Genomic DNA, 20696 nt, shown 5'->3' with positions numbered 1-20696 from the left:
CCCATGCCGCCGGTCATCCACATCGACGTCCCCTGGCTCCTTCGCCGGCACGAGCAGGCACTGCCCGACCAGCACGTCATCAGTGACTTCTCCGCACTCGTCGCCGCGGTCGCCCGCCACCGCGTCGACCCGCCCCGCCTCGGCATCGACCCCGACGCCGGCTGGCGCGCCGCTGCTCTCCTGCAGACCCTCCTGCTCCTGCGCCCCCTCCCGACGCTCAACGTCCGCTACGCCTGCGCGGTGGTCATCGCGTACATGCACGCCAGCGGAGAAGGCCTCGACAGCCCGTACGGCGAACTCGTCGAACTCTGCAAGGACCTGATGGTGCACAAGGAGGACGTCTTCGGCGCCGCGGCCCGCATTCGCCGCTGGCGCGTCTGAGACCGCGAGGTCCGCCGCCCGATCCCGCCCCGCGACGGGATCGGGCGGCGCACGTGGCGACAAGGGCCGGCCGAACCGATTGAGGAGCCGAGCCGAGCCGTGCCGGACCCGGTGGGTGAATCGCCGTGAACATTTCGCCGACGCCTTGCCGAACGCTCCGGCGGAGCGGGCAATTGATGCAGGACTCACGCTTTCGGTGCCCTGGGCAGGGGGTACGGTTAGTTGACCGTTAAACCAGTTCCGATTGGTGCGCCCTGCCGATGTCCGAGAATCCTCAGAACTCATCCTCCGAGTCCGCGAACGCCGGTGCTCTGCTCCAGATGCTCAGCGGTTACTGGGTGACCCAGATCGTTCGGGCCGCAGTCGACCTCTCCATCCCCGACCACCTCGCCGATGGGCCCCTCGACGCCGACGAGATAGCGGCACGGGAGTCCAGCGACCCCGCGACCACCTACCGGCTCCTGCGCGCCTGCGCCTCGCTCGCCCTGGTGGCCCACCAGGGCGAGCGCCGGTTCTCCGGCACGCCCCTGAGCCGGCTGCTCCGTACCGGAGTGCCGAACACCCTGCGGGAGGTGGCCCTCACATGGGCGGGGCCTTCGCACTGGCGCGCCTGGGAGCGGTTCCCGGAGGCCGTCCGCAAGGGCGGCACCCAGATCGAAAGCGCGCTCGGCACCGACTTCTTCACCTACCTCGGCGACCACCCCGCCGAGGCGGAACTCTTCTCGGTGGCCATGTCCAGCATGTCGGAACAGCTGAATCGCGACCTCACCCGGGCGCTCGACACCACCGGCAGCACGGTCGCGGTCGACGTCGGCGGCGGGACCGGGGCACTGGTGCAGGGACTCCTCCTGGCGAACCCGAACCTTCGCGGGCAGAGCCTGGACCTGCCACACGCCACTGCCGCGGCGCAGGCGTCGGCGGTGAAGCAGGGGCTGACCGACCGGTTCGCCGCGGTCACCGGTGACTTCTTCGAGTCCGTCCCGCCGGCTGACCTGTACCTCCTCAAGATGGTCCTGCACGACTGGAGCGACGCCGACTGCATCAGGATTCTTCGGAACTGCCGCGCTTCCGCACGGCCCGGCGCACGGGTCGTGGTGGTGGAGAACGTGATCGGGGAGATCGGGGCGCCCGGCTTCGAGCCGCTCGCCGACATGCACATGCTCGCGATGCTGCCGGGTCAGGAGCGGGATCTGCCCGAGTTCGACGCGCTCTTCGCCGCATCCGGATGGCGGCGCACGGCCGTCACTCCGACCGGATTCCAGTTCAAGATCATCGAGCTCGAGGCGATCTGATCCCTGCGGGGGAGGGGCGCGGGCACAGCCGTCCCGAGTGCGGCGTGCGGCCGGTCATCGGGACGCGGCCCGAATGCGATCGATGGCCGAGTCGACCGACAGGACCTCGCCGAAGCCGAAGGCCATGACGGCCAGCACGACGCGCTGGAGTTCGTCGGCGTCGATCATGTCACCGCCGGTGTCCGGGAGTGGGAAGCAGGCGGTGCCGTCGGAGAGAAACAGCACCTTGAAGTCACGGGCGCACGCCTCCCGCGCCGTGGTGTCGCAGCAGGCGTGGGTGGCGACACCACCGATCAGCAGGGTGTCGATCCGCGCCGCGCGAAGGATGAGCTCCAGGTCAGTGCCGTGGAAGGCGCCGAAACGGGGCTTGCGGATCAGTATGTCCTCCGGGTGGACCTCGGTCAGGGGATGAAGCCGGGCAAGTGGGTTGTCCTCATTGATCAGCCCGTCCGCGACCGGGGGCAGTATGTCCCGCATGACGCCGGTGTTGCTGCCATCGGCGCGGACGACGTGCGCCGTGTGGATCACGGTGATCCGGTGGTCGCGGCAGATGCGCGCCAGCCGGCCGAGCCGTTCCACGACCGCGCGGCCGCCCCGAGCGGCCACCGGCGACTCCTCCACGAATGCCCTCTGCAGATCGATGAGCAACAGGGCGGTACGTGCCGGATCGACAGGGAAGTGAACCATGTCCGGATCCTTCCTGGTGTTGGGTGACCGCCTGGGGATTCGGTGGCCGGTCGAGACCGGGATCGCCACGGTGTGAGCACTTCACCGGGGCGAGCGGGCTGGGCGGTTGTGAGGACGGCTGGTCCTGAAAGCGGCGCCCGGATCCGACGGGCAGCCACCGGTTCCAGGTGCCGCGCCGGCAGGGGCACCGCGGATTCGGCCCGGACCGGGCCGCTTGCCGAGCTCGCCCGGTCTTCCGGGGAACCCATGTCAGGGTTCTGACATAGGCCAGGTTACGACGCCGTGATATCTATGTCAAAATACTGACATGATGGACGGCATGCCGACTGGGCTCCCCCCTCGCGCGACAGACGTCACCCAGCCTGTCGGATACCGGATCAAGCGTGCCCAGTCCGCCCTGCGCGCGGCCATGGACAGGGTCCTGCGCGAACACGGACTGACCGTGCCGCAGTACGCCACTCTCGACATCCTGGCCCTGCACCCGGGTATGTCCAACGCCGAACTCGCCCGCGCGACCTTCGTCACCCGGCAGTCCGGGAACGTCGTCCTGCGCAGCCTTCAGGACGCCGGACTGATCACCCGCCCCGCCACCGCTGACTACGGCCGCGCCCGGCCCGCCCATCTCACCGAAGAGGGCCGCAAGCGGCTGGGTGCGGTCCAGGCGTCCATCTCCGCCATAGAGGACCGCATGCTCAGGGGCATCCCGCCGCGCCGCATGGCAGAGCTCCTCACCGACCTCGACCGCATCGCGGCCGCCCTGGAGGAATGACCCGCCGGCCCGCCGTCGCGGACGAAACCCTCAGCCATGCACAGGGGCGTTCCGGCCCGGCCCGGCGGCCCCGTTCCTCACCCGGACCCGGTCGACGAGCCACGCACCCAGTCCGACCAGCAGGGCCGCACCGGCCCCGTAGACCGGCAGCCACAGCGTGGTGGTGGCGGACAGGCAGTTGGCGACGGCGTCATGGCTCTGGACCGCCTGTGCGTGGGCCAGTGAGGTGCCGGCGCGATCGGCCAGGTTCGCCAGCGCGGCCTCGGTGCGGACGCTTTCGTAGACGCCCAGCGCGGTGCATCGGCTGCGGGTGCCGGGCATCGGGAACAGCCACGCCCAGCGCTGCATCATGGGGGCCAGGGTGATCGCCACGCACAGGCCGACGACCAGCGAGTACGCCACCAGATTCCGCACGTACACGGATCGCAGGCCGGGCGTCCACGCCGGCAGCCGGTAGAAGGTGAAGATCACCGCGAGGAGCGTCGCCCCGATGTACACGGCGAACCACTGCCAGGATCCCTGCGCCAGGAACGCCGTCAACACGGCGGCGAGTGCGATGCCGATGACCCCCGCCTGCCCGGGAGCGTCGGGGGCCGCGCCGGGGGATGCCGCTTTCCGCGGCCCATGCGTGCTGTGATCGTCCACGTTCTCTCCTGTCTGATCCGGCACCCAGCATTCAGCCCCCGTGCGTCGCCGGCCCGGCGCCATGCCGGGCGATCATGAAAGCCTGCTCCGGTCGGAGGGGCGCACGGCCGGCGCGCCACGCAGGCGGGTGAGGGGTCGGCGGACGGGGCCCCTTGGGGCGAGCGGGGCTGCGGCGCCGCCGAGTTGGCGCCGGTTGGGCGAGCTGACCAGCGTAAATGGCCGTCCGGGCGCCTCGGTCGGCGTCCTGTGGGTGCTGGCGTCTTTGCGTCGCGTGTCGTATTCACGCCCCAAATACGCCCAGTGAACAGTCGCGGGCAACGGATGTCCGACGTTCACTCACCGAACACAAAGGAACGTGTATTCCACCCAGAACATCAAAAAACCGCAACGGAACGCACACGTTGAGCACTCGGCCTATGACGTTCGGTCACATCCGCCACTGGGGCCCCTTGTTGACATGAACAGAACCCAACTCGCTAATGGGCTGCGGTGAACGCTCGGACGTTCTCCGTCGCCAGGAGCCGTACAACGGCTCGATCCCTGCAAGCACGCATGGGAGTCACGTTGCGCAGACCAGCGAAATCCCCCCACCCCCTCCGCCTGACGGTGACCAGAGGCCTGGCGGTCCTCGGCGCCGCCGCCATGGCGGTGCTCGGCATACAGGCACCGGCAATGGCCTCGGGTGCCACCGGCGCGAAATCCGCCGCCGCGGCCACCGGCGTCCGCCGCTCGTTCGAACCCACCTGTGACACGGCCAAGCCCGGCCACTTCAGCTGCTTCGCCCTGCGCCGCACCGACATCAAGCCCGTCAAGGGGCTGGTGCCGGCGGCGGACACACCGGCCGGCTACGGCGCGGCCGATCTGCAGAGCGCCTACGACCTGCCGACCGACGGCGGCGCCGGACAGACCGTCGCCATCGTGGACGCCTTCGACGACCCCACCGCCGAGGCCGACCTCGCCGTCTACCGGGCGCAGTTCGGGCTGCCGGCCTGCACCACGGACAACGGATGCTTCCGCAAGGTCGACCAGCGCGGCGGCACCGACTACCCCGTGCCGGACCCGGGCTGGGCCGGTGAGATCTCGCTCGACCTCGACATGGTCTCGGCGATCGCGCCGAGCGCGCACATCCTGCTGGTCGAGGCCGACGACAACAGCTTCGAGAGCCTGTCCGCCGCCGTGGACCAGGCCGTCGCCATGGGCGCGAAGTACGTGTCGAACTCCTACGGCACCGACTACCGCGGCGGGAACGGCGAGGACCCGTCCGAGACCACGGAGCTGGACGCCCACTACAACCACCCCGGGGTCGCGATCACCGCGTCCACCGGCGACTACGGCTACGGCGTGAGCTACCCGGCGGCCTCGCAGTACGTGACCGCGGTCGGCGGCACCACGCTGACCCGCGACTCGTCCACCCCCCGCGGATGGACCGAGGCCGCCTGGAGCCTCGCCGGTTCCGGCTGCTCGCTGTACGAGCCCAAGCCCGCCTTCCAGCACGACACCGGCTGTGACAACCGGGCACTGGCCGACGTCTCGGCCGTCGCCGAGGACGTGGCGGTCTACCAGACCTACGGCCACAACGGCTGGGCGGTCTACGGCGGCACCAGCGTCTCGGCGCCCATCATCGCCTCGGTGTACGCGGCCGCCGGCACCCCCGTGGCCGGCTCGTACCCGAACGCGTACCCGTACGAGGCCGGAACCGGGCTCAACGACATCACCACCGGCAGCAACGGCAGTTGCTCCCCGTCGTACCTGTGCAACGGCGCCGAGGGCTTCGACGGCCCGACCGGCCTGGGCACGCCCGCCGGCCTGACCGCGTTCCGCACCGGGGCGCACGGCGTGATCTCCGGAACCGTGACCGACAGCGCCACCGGCAAGGCGGTCAGCGGTGCCACGGTCACGGCGGGCACCGGCATCGCCCACACCGACGCCTCCGGCGCCTACTCGCTGACCGTGCCCACCGGCACCTACGACGTCTCCGTCGAGGCGTTCGGCTACGCCGGGGGTTCGGCCGACGGGGTCGTGGTCGACGACGACGCGACGGTGACCAAGAACTTCACCCTCACCGCGGTGCCGAGCCAGACGATCGCGGGCAAGGTCACCGACGGCTCCGGCCACGGCTGGCCGCTCTACGCGAAGATCACCGCGGACGGCGTGCCCGGCGTGGTGTGGACGGACCCGGCGACCGGGGCGTACAGCCTGGACCTGCCCGAGGGGCACTCGTACACCCTGCACGTCGCCTCGGCGACCCCCGGATACAAGACCGTCAGCAAGAAGATCACCGTCGGCGACTCCGCGCAGACGGTGGGCATCGCGGTCCCGGCGGACTCCTGGACGGCGGACACGCCCGGCTACCGGGTCGACGTGACCGGCACCACCGAGCCGTTCGACGCCACCGACGCCCCGCCCGCCGGCTGGAAGGTGGACAACGCCGAGGGCACCACGGGCGGCTGGGAGTTCGACGACCCGGGCGACCGCGGCAACCACACCGGCGGTGACGGCGCGTTCGCCGTCGTCGACAGCGACCACTTCGGCGGTGGCGCCACCCAGGACACCTCACTGCTCAGCCCGGTCTACGACTTCACCGGGAAGAACGACCCCGAGGTGGCCTTCAGCACCGAGTACAAGCAGTACGGCGGCCAGTCCGCGGCCCTGGAGGCCACCTCGGACGGCGGCAAGAACTGGAGCCGGATCTGGTCCCCCGGCGCGGACGTCACCGGCGACCGCATCGAGGCGTCGCTGTCCGACTTCGCCGGACAGCCCGAGGTGCAGCTGCGCTTCCACTTCTCCGGCAGCTTCGGCTGGTGGTGGGCCGTCGACGACGTCTTCGTCGGCGACCGGCAGCTGACCGCCATCCCCGCCGGCCTGGTCGTGGGCACGGTGACCGACGCCAACACCGGCACGGGCATCGTCGGCGCCACCGTCACCAGCCAGGACAAGCCGGCCGAGAAGACCACCACTTCGGCCACCCCCGACGACCCGAACCTGCCCGACGGCTACTACTCGTTCGTCTCGACCGCCTTCGGCAGTCACCCCTTCACCGCGGCCAAGGCGAAGTACACCTCCCTGACCAAGAACGCCAAGGTCGGCGCCGACAGCGCGGTCCAGGCCAACTTCAAGCTCAAGGCCGGCAAGATCACCATCACTCCGGCCTCGGTCTCCGCCTCCGTCGCCTGGGGCGGCTCCAAGACGCAGAACCTGACCGTCAAGAACACCGGCGGTGCCGCCGCCACCGTCAAACTCGGCGAACAGTCCGGCGGCTTCACCCAACAGGCCAAGGGTGCGGCCCTGCAGACCGTCAAGGGTGAGTTCAACCCGCTGTCCAGCAAGGCCCACACCGCCGCCAAGGCCGGCCCGTCCGCGGCGGCCCCGGCCGACGACACGTGGCAGACGGCCCCGGACCTGCCGGGCGCCCTCATGGACAACGCCGTCGACACGCTGGACGGCAAGGTCTACTCGGCCTTCGGCTACAACGGATCGGCCGACGTCAAGGACCTGTACGTCCTCGACCCGGTCGCCGGCAGCTGGACGAAGCTGGCGAGCGCGTCCGACACCCGTGAGGACCCCGCGCACGGGTTCATCGACGGCAAGCTCTACGCCGTCGGCGGCTGGGGCCCGTCGGGTTCCCCGGACGCGAAGCTGGAGATCTACGACCCCGCCTCGGACAGCTGGACCACCGGCGCGTCCGCGCCCAAGCCCTACGCGGGCTCCGGCACCGCCGTCCTGGACGGCAAGCTGTACATGATCGGCGGCTGCGGCGGCGACTTCTGCGGCACGACCGACGCCAGCGTCTACGACGCGGGCACCGACAGCTGGTCCCAGATCGCCGCCTACCCCGAGCCCATCTCGTGGGAGGCGTGCGGCGCCATCGACGACCAGATCTACTGCGCCGGCGGTCTCGGCGCCAGCGAGAACGACGTCGTCCACTCCTACGTCTACGACCCGGGTGCCGACAGCTGGTCCCAGCTCGCGGACGTCCCCGCCCCGCAGTGGGGTACCTCCTACGCCGCGGCCAACGGCCGTCTGCTGATGGTCGGCGGCGTCGGCAACAACGCCCTCACCAACCGCGGCCAGGCCTTCGACCCGAAGTCCGGCACCTGGGGCACCCTCCCCAACGCCAACGTCGCCACCTACCGCGGCGGCGGCGCGCCGGGCTTCTACAAGGTCGGCGGCGGCAACGCCCCCGGCAGGCCGATCAGCAAGGTCGAGGTGCTGCCCGGCTACGACCAGGGTGGATCGAGCGACGTCGACTGGATGAGCGAGAGCGTCCAGGAGCTCACCCTGCAGCCCGGGGCCAGTGCGACCGTCGCGGTCTCGCTGGACGCCTCGGCCGCCTCGGTGACCCAGCCCGGTGACCTGACCGCCGGTCTCAGCGTGGGCACCGACACGCCGTACGCCGTGCCGCGCATCCCGGTCAGCCTGCACGTCGACCCGCCCAAGACCTGGGGCAAGATCAGCGGCCTGGTCCTGGGCAACAAGGCCACCGGCGGCACCGCACCGCTGGCCGGAGCCACCGTGCAGATCGACAGCTGGGCCGCGAGCTACACGCTCACCACGTCCGCCGACGGCACGTACGGACTGTGGCTCGACGTCCGGAACAACCCGCTCACCGTCATCGTCGCCAAGGACGGCTACCAGCCGACCGTCACGACGGTGAAGCTGAAGAAGGGAGCGACGGTCACGGCCAACTTCACCCTGAAGCGCAAGTAACGGGGTAAGCGCCGGGAACGGCGCCGACGGTCCGCGTACGCGTACGAGCCGTCGGCGCACCCCCGGACGCGAACTCGGGCACGACAACGGCCGGTCCCCCTCGGGGGGCCGGCCCTTTGTGGTGCGGTGTCGGGGACTGTCGGTGGCCGGGGCTGCGGTACGTCCTCGCCGCCGCCGTGCTCCGGCGGCCACGGTCCGCGGCCGCCCGAGCCGTCGGCCGGCGCCTGGCAGGACGAGCCCCCGTTCTGATGGCTCAGGGGCCGTCAGGAGGGCATCCGTTCCGTGTTCGCACCGCTGTCCCCGGCCCGCTCGCCCTCTATCCGTTCCTGAGAAGGCGCCGGTGCTCCTCACGCTGCGTGGCCACGTCCGGGATGACGGCGAGTGCCTCCTCACAGCGGCCCTGCGTGACGAGCAGGTGGGCGAGGTCGGTTGCGGCCGACCGGCCGGAGCACTGCCGGAGGAGGGCGATGGCCTCCTCCACCCGGTCGTCCCGGGCGAGCAGCCATGCGATGGTGACCTCGCGGTCGTCGACCTCGTCCGGCGGCAGCGCCTCGATCTCGGCGATGGCCTCCTGGCAGCGTCCTGCCTCGCCCATCAGCCACCACCGGTTGGACCGGAGCCAGTCCTCGTTCTCCTCCAGGAACGTGGCGCTGCGTCCTTCGGTGAGGGCCAGGGCCTTGCCGGGTTGCCCGCGTTCGGCCAGGTGGAGAAGGGTGGCCTGGAGGAGGTTCGAATCGTAGAGGTCGTCGAAGGTGTGCGCCACGGCCGCGACGGCTTCGTCCACCCGGCCCTGGCGGAGCAGGAACTCCAGCAGAGCGCTCTCGTACGTGGTCCGGTACACGTTCGCGTCGAGGGAGGTGCGCAGGTAGGTCTCCGCGTCCGCGGCCCTGCCCCGGTCCTCCAGGGCCGCGACGTACGCGCGGGCGGCGGTCGGCATGTGGGAGCCGGTGGCCAGTTCGCGCAGCTCCTCGGTCCGTCGGTGCCGGGCGAGCAGTTGGACGTGGAACTCGACGGTGTTCTGCGGCCCGTAGCGGTGTGCCGCCACGTCCGCGCCGAGCAGGCCGATCGCCTCGTCCACCCGGCCGGACCGTTCGAGGAGGGTCGCCTGCGCGGGCAGCACCTCCCACAGGTCGCGCAGACGGCACTGATGCGGGTCGCGGCGGAACTCGTCGGCGATCGGGGCGAGCAGCTGCAGCACCCGGTCGTCGCGGCCCTGGCCTTCGGTGACCCGCACCAGCGCCCGCAGCACCCGCCGCTCGCGCAGGTGCGGTACGAGGGCGTCGATGGCTTCGTCCACCCGTCCGGCCCTCACCAGTACCTCGGCGTAGTCGGGCCACGCGTCGGCCGGCTTGGCGCCCCGGCCCTGGGGGTGCGTCAGCTCCAGCGCCTGCTCGGCGCGGCCCCATCGCAGCAGGACGTCCGCGCCGACGCGGACCGCGGGCTGCCATCCGGTGGCCGTGAACGGCTCGATGACCGCCCAGGCCCGCGCGAACTTCCCCTCCGCGCACAGCCGGCGCGCCGCACCCTCCGCGCAGAACCAGTCGCCGCGCTCCTGCGCCGCCTCCACCACCGCTTCCAGGCCGCCGCTTTCGAGCATCTCCTCCACGAGCCGCGGCGGAACACCGCCGAGCCGGTCCCGCTGCCACTCGAGATCGTCAATGTTCACGCGGCGCACCCTAGGCCCCGCCACCGACACCGCCCCCAGCCGATCCGAGCAGCCCCCGCGGGCGGCGGGCCGTGGAACGAACCGCCCCTGGCGCATGACGGGATCGTGCGGGATTCGTGAAGGGCGGGCTTCGCGCCGGCGGCGGGGCCAACGGTCACCGTCCATACATGTACGCGCCAACCTTTCGGCGACTGCGCGCCGCCCCGGGCCACTGCAATGCACCCTCATGCAGCCTTCCGCATCACCTTCCTCGTCCGGACACTCCGCCGAACTGCGTGACGCCGTACGCCACATGGACCGGCGCCGCTTCCTGACCGTCACCGGGGCGGCGGCGACGCTGGCGTTCGCCGTGAACATCCCGCTCGGTGGGACCGCCGCGGCGGCCGAGGCGAGTGCCGTGCAGATCACCGAGAACCCCTTCACGCTGGGCGTGGCCTCCGGCGACCCCATGCCCGATTCGGTGCTGCTGTGGACCCGGCTCGCCCCCCGCCCGTACGAGAGCGGCAGCGGCCTGCCCCCCAAGCGCTTCAAGGTGCGCTGGGAGCTCGCCCACGACGAGCGTTTCACCCGTGTGACCAGGCGGGGCACCGTCGACGCGCACCCGGAGTACAACCACGCCGTGCACGTGGAGGTGGACGGCCTCGACTCCGACCGCGTCCTGTACTACCGGTTCCGCGTGGGCGAGTGGGTCAGCCCCGTGGGCCGTACCCGTACCGCCCCGTCGAAGGGCGCCCGCCTGACCGAGCTGCGTCTGGCCGCGGTGTCCTGCCAGGCCTACCACGACGGCTACTTCACCGCCTACCGTCACCTGGCCGACGAGGACCTCGACGCGGTCTTCCACCTCGGCGACTACCTCTACGAGTACGCGGTGACCGCGACCGGCGGGGCTCGCGCCTACACCGACCGCGTGCTGCCCTCGCACTTCAACCGCGAGACGCTCACGCTGGACGACTACCGCCTCCGCTACGCCCTGTACAAGTCCGATCCCGACCTGATGGCGGCCCACGCGGCGCACCCCTTCGTGGTCACCTGGGACGACCACGAGACCGAGAACAACTACGCGGACGACACCCCCGAGAACGACGTGCCCGCGGAGGAGTTCCTGCTGCGCCGGGCCTCCGCCTACCGCGCCTACTGGGAGAACCAGCCGCTGCGCCGCCGCCAGCTCCCGCACGGCCCGGACGCCCAGCTCTACCGGCGTCTGCAGTTCGGGCGGCTCGCCCAGTTCGACATCCTCGACACCCGCCAGTACCGCTCCGACCAGGCGTACGGCGACGGCTGGCAGGTCCCGGGACCGGAGTCCCAGGACCCCGCCCGCACGATGACGGGCGCCACGCAGGAGCGCTGGCTGATCGACGGCTGGCGCGGCTCGAAGGCGACCTGGAACGTCATTCCCCAGCAGGTCACCTTCGCCCAGCGCAAGGACCGCACGACGCCGGACTTCAAGGTCTCCATGGACTCCTGGGACGGCTACCCGGCGTCCCGGCAGCGTCTCCTGGACGGCTGGGAGTCCGCCGGCCGGGACAACCTGGTCGTGCTGACCGGTGACGTCCACGTCCACTACGGCTTCGACATCAAGAAGGACTTCGACGACCCGGCGTCGAGGACCCTCGGCACGGAGATCGTCACCAGCTCGATCAGCAGCGGCAAGGACGGTTCCGACAAGCCCTCCAACTGGGCGGCCTACATGCAGGCCAACCCGCACCTGAAGTTCTACAACGGCCGCCGCGGCTACGCCGTGGTGACCCTCGGCAAGGACGCGGCACGCGCCGACTTCAAGACGGTGTCCGCGGTGACCACGCCGGGCGCCCCGATCACCACGGCCGGCTCCTTCGTCACCGAGGCCGGCAACCCGGGACTCACTCCCGCCTGACCGGCTGAAAGGCCGCGGTACGCGGCGGGCCCCGGGGTTGCCTCCCGGGGTCCGCCGCGTGGTGGTGCGGCCCGGGGGCCGCGCTGCCGTACTGCCGCGCGTTCTGCAGCAGCCGCCTGTGGTCCCGGGCCAACGGCCTTACCCTGGAGGGGTGTTCTCACCCGAAGGGCCCTCGCTGCGCGAGCTGGCCGTCCAGGCCTTCTCCTCCGTCGAGCGCGGCTACGACCTGCTCGCCCCGAAGTTCGACCACACGCCGTACCGCACGTCGGACCGCATCCTCGACGCGACGTCCTCCGCCCTGCGCCCGTTCGGTCCTTTCGGTGACGGGCTGGACGTGTGCTGCGGCACGGGAGCGGGTCTGCGCGTCCTGCGACCGCTGTGCCGGGGCCGGGTCACGGGAGTGGACTTCAGCGCGGGCATGCTCGCCGAGGCGCGCCGTGCCCACCCGGACGCGGAATGGATACGCGCGGACGCACGGACCCCGCGCTTCGCGGCGGAGTTCGACCTGGCCGTCAGCTTCGGGGCCTTCGGCCACTTCCTGGCCACGGACCGGCCGGCCCTGTTCACCGGGGTGCACCGCGCCCTGCGGCCCGGCGGGGTCTTCGCCTTCCCCGTGTTCGCGCCGCCCCGCATCTCCTCCCGGGGCTACTGGGTGCCCGCCGGGTTCGACGCCGCGATGCGGATACGGAACGCGGTCTGGCGGCCGCCCTTCGTCATGTACTACCGCACCTTCCCGCTCCGCGCGGTGCGCGCCGAACTGACGGCTGCGGGCTTCACGGTGCGGACCACGGCGCTGTCCGACTTCGGTCGCCGCCCGGACGGTGCCCCGTACTCCCGTCTGGTCCTGGCCCGCAAGGAGTGACGGCGAGCCGGACGAAGTGCGGGCCGACGCCGGCCGCCCCACTGTGCGACCGGGCGGCCAGGCGTACACGATTTCGGCCCCTGCCCCCGACATTGGGGGGACAGGGGCCGAATCCTCGTAGCGGGGGCGGGATTTGAACCACGCGACCTCTGGGTTATGAGCCCAGCGAGCTACCGAGCTGCTCCACCCCGCGTCGGTGAATCCAGCATACGTTGTCCGGGGCAGCCGACGCAGGGATTTATTGCGCGGCGTTCTCCGGATGCTTCCGCCCGGTCCTGCAACCGCCCGCCCGCGGTCCGGCTCGGGACCCGGGCGGACCGTTCCTACAGTGACGCGGCCAGGGTGAGGGCGGTGGCCACGGCCACCGGGAGCAGCACGATGGGGGTCACGGCGGCGTTGCGGGTCGTGCTGTCGCGGTATTCGCCCTTCTTCACGTGGAAGCCGATCGCGCCGACGAGCACCACGACCGTGCCTGCCGCGGCCGCGATGCCCAGCGGCTGCCACCAGATGCCGATGCCCAGCCCGACGGCCGCGGCCACCTCCGCGATCCCCACGGACCGGACGAGGCCGGCGCTGAGCCCCTTCTGGACGAGCCCGTCGGGCACAGGGCCCTTGAGCTGCACCTTCGGTGCGCCGGCGGCGAGGAAGACGAGGGCGAGCAGGACGCTGAGGACGACAGCGGCTGTGTACACGGTGGTTCCTTGATGCGTGAGAAGAAGGGGGGGGCGGAATCGGCGCGCCGGACTGATCGCGCGGCGGGGACCCGGTGACCGGGCAGGCTGACGTGCGGCCTCCGACGGTCCGGTGCTCCCGAGGTCGGCCCGGTTGCCATGAGAACATTACTTGACGCGTCAAGCAATACCGCGGCCGATCGGCCCGCACCATCGTGACCCATGTCTCACCTGCGAAGAGGGTGCGCGTACGCCCGGAACGGAGGCCTCGCGGCCCCCCCCGCTCCAGCACCGTGCGGGTCGGCCGTGGGCGCCCCGGTCACTGCCGCGCCGGACCCTCTGCCGTAGGCTGCGGCGCGTCCTGTTTCCGCGTAGCGCGCCCTGCGTGCCGGAGGATGCGAGTCCCGTGACCGTCGCCGCTCGTCTCGTCGCCACCGCCCCCGCTCCGTTGGATCCCGTGTCGGCGGACGCCCCGCAGCTGCTGCACTGGCCGGGGCGCAGGCTGTTGGTGCAGCGCGGGGACTCCGAACTCGCCGTCCGTGACCTGGACGAGGATCGGGCGGGGGCGGGGGTGCGCTTTCCCGCGCCCTGGCCTCGTCGGTTCGGCTCGGTCACCGTCTCTCCCGCGGGCGACGTCGCCGTGTTCGCCGGGGTGCACGCGCTGCGGGCCGTCGAAGCATCCGGCGTCACGCTGTGGGAGCTTCGGCATGGGTGCTGGTCCGCTGCCGTGTGCACCGAGGTCCATGCCTCGTACTCGGAGTACGCCGATGATCATCACCATCGTCACGCGGACGGCGGTTCGGCGGCCTTCTCCTCCGACGGCGCGCTGCTCTGGGCCCACATCCGCTCGCTCGCGGGTGACGGCGTCGCGGAGGAGTGGCTGATCCTCGACCCGGTCGAGGGCGGAGTGCTGGCCCGGGCCGAGACGATGACGGTGGCGTCGGGCTCCCTTCACGTCCCCCATCCGGACCCGGCCTTCATGGGGCTGAGCGTGCTTGCGGGGGAGGAGGACTCGTCCGCGCTGTGGGGGCACTGGGACGGCGCGAAGCTCTCCTTCCGGCGGTTCGACGAGGAGGTCCTCTTCGCGGTGAGCCCGTCCGGTGAGCACGTCCTGACCACGGATACCGGACAGTGGTCCCTCTACCTCCACCAAGCGGAGGGCGGCGGCGAACTGTGGCGTCTGAAGGCCGACGAGGCCGTGCCCGCTCCCTCGGGCGAGCAGGGCGACCGCGTGTGCTGGGACTACGAAGCGGCGTTTCCGTACGACGGCACGGCAGTGGTCGGCACCGGGTACCACGAGGACGCGCCACGCCACTGGCTCGTCGACCCCCGCACGATGGCCGTGCGCGGCCCGATCGCCTACCCGTTCCCCGTGTCCGGGCCTCCCCGCTCGGCCGGGGAGGGCGGTTGGTACACGGTCGACAGCGACCGGACGTCCATCCGTCTTTGGTGCCTGAAAGACGAGGCCTGAGACGGGATCGGTGCCGAGGGGGCGATGGCCGCGCCCCGTCGCGCCCCGCACGACGGCACCGGCGGCCGCACTATTGCATACAGTATTCCTGCCGGATAGGGTCACTCCATGCGCCAGACGAAGCCCCAGGACCTGACCCTTCCCCAGCCGTGGTGCCGCGGATGACGACCTACGGCGACGACGCGACGATCAGGCAGATACTCACCGCCGCCGGAGACACGTGGGCCGTGGTGGGTCTGTCGGACAACCCCGAACGGGCCGCCTACCGCGTGGCCGAGAAGCTGCAGCGCATCGGCAAGAGGGTGGTGCCCGTGCACCCGAAGGCCGAGGTGGTCCACGGTGAGCAGGGCTACGCGTCCCTGGCGGAGATCCCTTTCGCCGTGGACGTCGTGAACGTGTTCGTCAACTCGACCCTCGCCGGAGACGTCGCCGACCGGGCCGTGGCGATCGGGGCCAAGGCGGTCTGGTTCCAGCTGGGCGTCATCGACGAGGCGGCCTACGCCAGGACGCTCGACGCCGGCCTGCTGATGGTGATGGACCGCTCCGCAGGACGGGAGATACCCCGGCTGGGGCTGGCCTGACTCCTTCCGGGGCGGATCGTGCGTTCACCGGCGGGGAGAGGTGACCCCGGCCGGCGGCACAGCGGGCTCCGGCCGGGGCTCGCGGCGCCCGTAAGGCCCGGAGTACGGGTGATCTTCCGTGCGGCGCGAAAGGATGACGGCGCTTTCGGGGGACGTCTCAGGGCATGAGGAAATGCGCGGGTCCCGGCGGTCTCTCACGGCGCGGGCTGCTCGGTGCCCTTGCGGCCCTCGCTCCCGTCGCCGCCGTCCCGGTCGTGTCCGCACCCGGTTCGGCCACTGCGGCACCGGAGCCGTTCGCGGGCCTGGGGGAGGAGGCCGTGGCCGCGTTTCGCCGTGCCTGGGACTCCTATCGGCGGCTGGCCTGGGGACGGGACGAGCTGCGGCCGCTCAGCGGCCGGGGCGCGGACTTCTTCTCGCCGGGTCACACCTTCGGCCTGACGATCGTCGAGGCGCTCGACACGCTGTATCTGATGGAGCTGGACGAGGAGCTGGCCGCGGCCGTCCAGTGGGTGAAGAACGAGCTCGCGCTCGACCAGGACGTCTTCGTCCAGGTCTTCGAGTCGATCATCCGGCTGGTCGGAGGGCTGCTGTCGGGGCACCTCGCGACCGGGGACCCCGCGTTGCTCGACCTCGCCCGCGAGCTCGCGGACCGGCTGATGCCCGCCTTCACCCGATCGCCCACGGGCGCCCCCTACCGGTACGTCAACGTCTCCACGGGCGCGGTGAGCGGCCGGGACAACTACGTCGCCGAGATCGGCAGTTGCATCACCGAGTTCGGTGAGCTCTCCCGGCTCACCGGCGACCGCTCCTACTACGAGGTGGCCAAGAGGGCGCTGCGCGCCGTCTGCGAACGCCGTTCACCGGTGAACCTGGTGGGCACCGCCCTCGATGTCGAGACCGGCGCGTGGACCGGGACCACCGCCACCCTCGATCCGCCGGTCGACTCCTTCTTCGAGTACCTGTGGCACGGCTGGAGACTGTACGGCGACGAGGAACTGCACCACTGGTACACCACGCTCACCGCCGCGGTCTTCCGGTACCTAGCCGACCGGGGGACGGGGCGGCTGTGGTTCCGGCAGGCGCAGATGGGCAACGGTCGCGCCACCGGTCGGGTCCAGTCCGAGCTGACCGCCTTCTACGGCGGACTGCTGGCCCGCAGCGGCCGTGTCGCCGACGGCGAGAGCTACCACGACAGCTGGACGGCAGTGCTCGAGACCTACCGCCTGCCGCCGGACCTCCTCGACTACCGCGGCATGCGCGCGACGGACCCGTCCTCCCCGCTGCGCCCGGAGTACGTCGACTCCTGCCTGTCGTTGTGGCTGGTCACCGGGAAGGAGCTGTACCGGGAACGCGCCCGCGAGATGTTCCACCGCCAGGAGCGCCACTGCAGGGTCGCCGGCGGCTACACGGTCGTCCGCGACGTGACGACGTCCCCGATGAAGCTGGGGGACCTCACTCCGGCGTACTGGTTCAGCGAGAACGCCAAGTACTACTACCTGCTCTTCGCCGAGGCGCGGCGCTTCGACTACGGCTCCGCCTATCTGACGACGGAGGGCAATGTGCTGCGAGGGCTGCTGCACCCCGCGGACGCGCCGGTCAACGAGGGCCCCGTCGGCAAGTGACGTCGGCCCGGATGCCCGCCCGGATGTCGGTGCGGATGCCGGTGCGGGCGGGCACGTGCCGGGGTGCGCCGTCGCGCCTTCGGCAGGATCGCGGCCCGGCAGGGCCAAGGCGGTGAAATCGCGGGCGCCCCCGTGCGGCCCGGGGTGTCCTGTGCGCTCAATGGATGGGCGAAGGCCGTACGGCCTTCGCTTTCCACGTGCCCTCAGCCGGTCCGTTCCGAGGGCGAAGGGAGTGCGCAGTGATACGTCTACGCATGGTGCCCACAGCCGCTCTCGCGGCGGCGATGAGCGCGGTGGCCGTTCCGACGGCCGTGGCCGCGCCGGTCGGCGACCAGGACACCGCCTTTGTGAGGACCGTCCACCAGGGCAACCTCGCGGAGATCGCAGCGGGGCAGGACGCGCAGGCGCACGCGACGACGGCCTGCGTGAAAGAAGTCGGCGACGTGCTCGTCCGCGACCACACCAAGCTCGACGCGGATCTGAAGGCCCTCGCGGGGAAACTCGGTGTCTCGCTGCCCGCCGGCCCCAGCGCCATGCAGAACCAGGAACTGGCCTCGATCCGGGAAAAGGCCGGCTCACCGGCGTATGACGCCTCGTGGCTGAAGGCGGCCGAGGCCGGCCATGCCGCGACGCTCGCGCTGATCAACCGGGAAGTGGAGTCCGGAGCCAATGCCGAGGTCGTGGCCGCGGCCCGAGCCGCCCGACCGGTCGTGGCGATGCACCTGCAGATGGTCGAGGGCGGCACCTGCCACGCAGGCATGGACGTCGGCACCATTCACGCCGGCAACGGCGGCCGGCTCGCCGCGGCGGGCGACGGCTCCCACGGCACCACCGCGCTCGTGACTCTCACCGGCGGTGCGCTCCTGGCCGGGCTCGGCACCGGATGGCTCCTGCGCATCCGGCGACGGAGCGCCACTGCCCGTTGACCCCACTGTCCGCATCCCGCGCTGCCACTGCCCTGGCCGCTCTCTGCGCGGGCGCGGGCGCGGTCGCCGCGGTGGTGGGATGGGCCCTGCTCGCGGGACCCGCGCCCGTCGGGGACGTCGGCAGCCTGAGGCAATCGCCGAGGGCCGCCGCACCCCGCGGCCCCGCCCCCTCGCCTCCCGTCGAGATCCGCGGTCCCGGGGGCTTCCACGCCCCCTTGGTGCCCGTGGCGGCAGCGCCGGACGGCGTGCTGGAACTTCCCGAGAGCGGGCGCGTGGGCGGCTGGTGGGCGTTGGGCGCGGCGACGGGTTCCGCCGAGGGAACGACACTGATCGCCGGGCATGTCGACACCCGGGAGGAGGGAATCGGAGCGTTCGCCGCTCTGCTCTCCCTCGAACCCGGAGCCGCGATCGACGTCGTCGCTGCCAGCGGCGACGTTCATCACTACATGGTCACGGCTCGCCGCACCTACTCCCAGCGAAGCCTTCCTGCCGCGCTGTTCACCCGCGACGGCCCGCCCCGCCTGGCCCTGGTCACCTGCACCGGGGCCTATGACAGCGCCAAGGGCGGATACGACAGCAATCTCGTGGTGTACGCCACCCCGGCCCCTGAGCACGTCCGTGCGGGTGCCGGGTAGCCCGACGCCGCCACGCCTCACCGCAAGGCACCCCGTACCGCGCCCCCGGCTCACAGATTGGACTTGCCGGTCCAATTCTTTCCGCGCACCCTGGGCTCGCCCGGCGGTCGCGCAGAGCGTGCCGCCGCGGCCCGACGATGTACGGAGCTGTGCCCACCGTCTCGTGCGTACGGCCGTTCTTCCGGCCCGCCCGCCCGGTGGATCGATGAGCCGAGGAGAAGAACATGAACCTGCACCTCAACGGCAAGCGGGCGCTGGTGACCGGGTCCAGCAGCGGACTCGGGGAGGAGATCGCCCGGGTCCTGGCGGCCGAGGGGGCGGCCGTCGTCGTCCACGGACGGGACGAGGCGCGGGCCACGGCGGTCGCCGAGTCCATCCGCGACAAGGGCGGGGAGGCGGACGTCGCGATCGGAGACCTGTCGACGGACGCCGGAGCCGACGCGGTCGCATCGGCCGCGGGAGGCGCACCCGTCGACATCCTCGTCAACAACCTCGGGACGTACGACCCGACGGCGAAGTGGCTCACCACGGCACCCGCCGAGTGGAGCGACATCTACAACACCAACGTCGTCTCCAGCGTGCGGACGATCCAGCGCTTCGTCCCGGGCATGCTCGAGCGCGGCTGGGGACGGGTGATCCAGGTCAGCAGCGTGCTCGCCCACCTTCCCGCGGCGAGCCAGCCGCACTACGCGGCGACCAACGCCGCCCGGAACAACCTCGCCACCTCCCTCGCGCGGGAGCTCAAGCACTCCGGTGTGACCTCGAACGCCCTTGCCGCGGGCGGGATCCTCACCCCCACCGCGCAGAGGCACCTGACCGGATTGGGACAGGAGAACGGCTGGGGCGAGACCTGGGAGGAGATCGAGCCCGCGCTCGTCGCCGCGCTGGCGCCCAATGACGTCGGCCGTATCGGTCGCCCGCAGGAGTACGCGGATCTCGTCGCGTTCCTGGCCAGCCCGCTCTCCGGGTACATCACCGGTGCCACGCTGCGGGTGGACGGCGGCTGGTACGACGCGTGACCCCGGTGCCGGGTGCGACACCGAAGCCGTCCGCACCCGGCATCCCGCGTCGCACTCTCAGGCGTGGCTGATCGTCAGGTCCCGACAGCGGAGACAGACGACGGTGGGCCACTGGAAGCCGCAGTGGGGAGGGGGTCGACGACGCGTCGAACGTGCGATCGGTTCTGGCATACCCAACCGGGCAAGTCGCGCTGGACGCGACATCCGGGGAGACGCTGCGGCGACCCGGACCAGGCGCGGTGTCCGAGGGACGGATCCAAGGCCGTCAACGCCACCGCCAACGACATCTCCGTCAGCTCTCCGACTCTGGGTCGAGCTCCGGCACGCGGCCCAGGTTCGCCTCGGGTGAGGCGACGGCCGAGTCCAGGACCAGGTGCGGCTCCTCCCACGGCTCCCACAACTCCTTCATGCGGTCGACGACCACCGAGTCGCTGCTTCCGGTCACCTCGCCCAGCACCTGCTCGGCGACCGGGTCCAAAGGAAGTTCGATCACTGTGTCCGTGCTCCTTCGCTCGTCGTCCGGCGGCGCCGGCTGCCGGCGACAGGCACGTGCCTGCGGCTCGTGGAGCGCCCGGTGAAGGCATCATCCCCTCGCGGTGGGCTCGTCGTGCGTGCCCACCTGGGCGGCGCCTTTTGCGAACCGGGGCTCCCCAGCGGTGTCCCCGATCGCGGTCTTGCGACCGCGAACCCCCTCCGCGGGCACGTCACACGGCTCACGGAAGCGGTCCGGCGGCGCAGGAGCACTCTGTCGATCACTCCTGCCCCCGACGGCAGGTTTACCACCCCCGGAGCGCTGATCCGCCCCGTTCACGCCGTACCTCGCGCCGGATCCGGCCTGCTTGAGTGGATCACAGGGTCACCGCCGTCACGTCGTCACCGGCCGCGGCGG

17 protein-coding genes and 1 tRNA gene are annotated in these 20696 nt (G+C 71.5%); 12 read left to right on the top strand and 6 right to left on the bottom strand.

Annotated features, from left to right (window positions below):
* The first annotated feature begins 3 nt into the window (after positions 1-3).
* Together ACFW3D_RS34035 and ACFW3D_RS34030 are read left to right on the top strand one after the other, a co-directional pair.
* Entirely contained in the window at positions 4-381 is a 378-nt protein-coding gene (locus ACFW3D_RS34035) for a toxin Doc (protein ID WP_500510995.1), read from the top strand.
* 260 nt (positions 382-641) lie between these two features.
* Positions 642-1673 carry a methyltransferase gene (locus ACFW3D_RS34030; RefSeq protein WP_500510994.1) on the top strand — a complete coding sequence of 344 codons (1032 nt, stop codon included), beginning with the start codon at positions 642-644 and terminating at the stop codon, positions 1671-1673.
* A 54-nt stretch (positions 1674-1727) separates the two neighbouring features.
* Here ACFW3D_RS34030 and ACFW3D_RS34025 read toward each other — a convergent pair whose 3' ends face one another.
* Complete coding sequence (locus ACFW3D_RS34025) at positions 1728-2429, bottom strand: isochorismatase family protein (protein ID WP_500510992.1); 702 nt, start codon at positions 2427-2429, stop codon at positions 1728-1730.
* A 241-nt stretch (positions 2430-2670) separates the two neighbouring features.
* Between ACFW3D_RS34025 and ACFW3D_RS34020 the strand changes: the two genes are divergently transcribed.
* Complete coding sequence (locus ACFW3D_RS34020; protein WP_500511019.1) at positions 2671-3129, top strand: MarR family winged helix-turn-helix transcriptional regulator; 459 nt, start codon at positions 2671-2673, stop codon at positions 3127-3129.
* 30 nt (positions 3130-3159) lie between these two features.
* Here ACFW3D_RS34020 and ACFW3D_RS34015 read toward each other — a convergent pair whose 3' ends face one another.
* Positions 3160-3774 carry a hypothetical protein gene (locus ACFW3D_RS34015; RefSeq protein ID WP_500510989.1) on the bottom strand — a complete coding sequence of 205 codons (615 nt, stop codon included), beginning with the start codon at positions 3772-3774 and terminating at the stop codon, positions 3160-3162.
* A gap of 606 nt (positions 3775-4380) precedes the next feature.
* Between ACFW3D_RS34015 and ACFW3D_RS34010 the strand changes: the two genes are divergently transcribed.
* Entirely contained in the window at positions 4381-8481 is a 4101-nt protein-coding gene (locus ACFW3D_RS34010; protein ID WP_500510987.1) for a Kelch repeat-containing protein, read from the top strand.
* 316 nt (positions 8482-8797) lie between these two features.
* Here the strand turns inward: ACFW3D_RS34010 and ACFW3D_RS34005 are convergent, their stop codons facing one another.
* Entirely contained in the window at positions 8798-10147 is a 1350-nt protein-coding gene (locus tag ACFW3D_RS34005) for a tetratricopeptide repeat protein (RefSeq protein ID WP_500510984.1), read from the bottom strand.
* Between the two features lie 226 nt (positions 10148-10373).
* Here ACFW3D_RS34005 and ACFW3D_RS34000 point away from each other — a divergent pair, with 226 nt between their 5' ends.
* Positions 10374-12020 (top strand): alkaline phosphatase D family protein, encoded by a 1647-nt coding sequence (locus ACFW3D_RS34000; protein WP_500510981.1) that lies wholly within the window; start codon positions 10374-10376, stop codon positions 12018-12020.
* Between the two features lie 151 nt (positions 12021-12171).
* Positions 12172-12882, top strand: coding sequence for a class I SAM-dependent methyltransferase (locus tag ACFW3D_RS33995; RefSeq protein WP_500510979.1), 711 nt, complete (start codon positions 12172-12174; stop codon positions 12880-12882).
* Positions 12883-13000: 118 nt separating this feature from the next.
* Here the strand turns inward: ACFW3D_RS33995 and ACFW3D_RS33990 are convergent.
* Positions 13001-13075, bottom strand: a tRNA-Met gene (locus tag ACFW3D_RS33990).
* 130 nt (positions 13076-13205) lie between these two features.
* Entirely contained in the window at positions 13206-13574 is a 369-nt protein-coding gene (locus ACFW3D_RS33985; protein ID WP_500510976.1) for a DoxX family protein, read from the bottom strand.
* Between the two features lie 385 nt (positions 13575-13959).
* On the opposite strand from ACFW3D_RS33985, the gene ACFW3D_RS33980 reads away from it, so the two are divergent.
* The 6 genes from ACFW3D_RS33980 (at position 13960) to ACFW3D_RS33955 (ending at position 19807) form a co-directional block, all read left to right on the top strand.
* Positions 13960-15024 (top strand): hypothetical protein, encoded by a 1065-nt coding sequence (locus ACFW3D_RS33980; protein ID WP_500510975.1) that lies wholly within the window; start codon positions 13960-13962, stop codon positions 15022-15024.
* A gap of 161 nt (positions 15025-15185) precedes the next feature.
* On the top strand, positions 15186-15605 hold the full coding sequence (locus tag ACFW3D_RS33975) for a CoA-binding protein (protein ID WP_500510973.1): 420 nt from the start codon (positions 15186-15188) through the stop codon (positions 15603-15605).
* A 317-nt stretch (positions 15606-15922) separates the two neighbouring features.
* Entirely contained in the window at positions 15923-17227 is a 1305-nt protein-coding gene (locus ACFW3D_RS33970) for a glycoside hydrolase family 47 protein (RefSeq protein WP_500510970.1), read from the top strand.
* Between the two features lie 284 nt (positions 17228-17511).
* Complete coding sequence (locus tag ACFW3D_RS33965) at positions 17512-18153, top strand: DUF4142 domain-containing protein (RefSeq protein ID WP_500510969.1); 642 nt, start codon at positions 17512-17514, stop codon at positions 18151-18153.
* Positions 18150-18788 (top strand): class F sortase, encoded by a 639-nt coding sequence (locus ACFW3D_RS33960; protein ID WP_500510967.1) that lies wholly within the window; start codon positions 18150-18152, stop codon positions 18786-18788. Before ACFW3D_RS33965 ends, ACFW3D_RS33960 begins: the two co-directional genes overlap by 4 nt.
* A 224-nt stretch (positions 18789-19012) precedes the next feature.
* Entirely contained in the window at positions 19013-19807 is a 795-nt protein-coding gene (locus ACFW3D_RS33955; RefSeq protein WP_500510965.1) for an SDR family NAD(P)-dependent oxidoreductase, read from the top strand.
* 292 nt (positions 19808-20099) lie between these two features.
* Here ACFW3D_RS33955 and ACFW3D_RS33950 read toward each other — a convergent pair whose 3' ends face one another.
* The gene (locus tag ACFW3D_RS33950; RefSeq protein WP_500510963.1) at positions 20100-20300 is read right to left on the bottom strand and encodes a hypothetical protein; all 201 of its coding nucleotides are present in this window, start codon (positions 20298-20300) and stop codon (positions 20100-20102) included.
* Positions 20301-20696 lie beyond the last annotated feature (396 nt).

The organism is Streptomyces sp. NPDC058864, from assembly GCF_042742985.1.
Taxonomy (GTDB): domain Bacteria; phylum Actinomycetota; class Actinomycetes; order Streptomycetales; family Streptomycetaceae; genus Actinacidiphila.
This window is presented reverse-complemented; position numbering and strand designations above follow the sequence as displayed.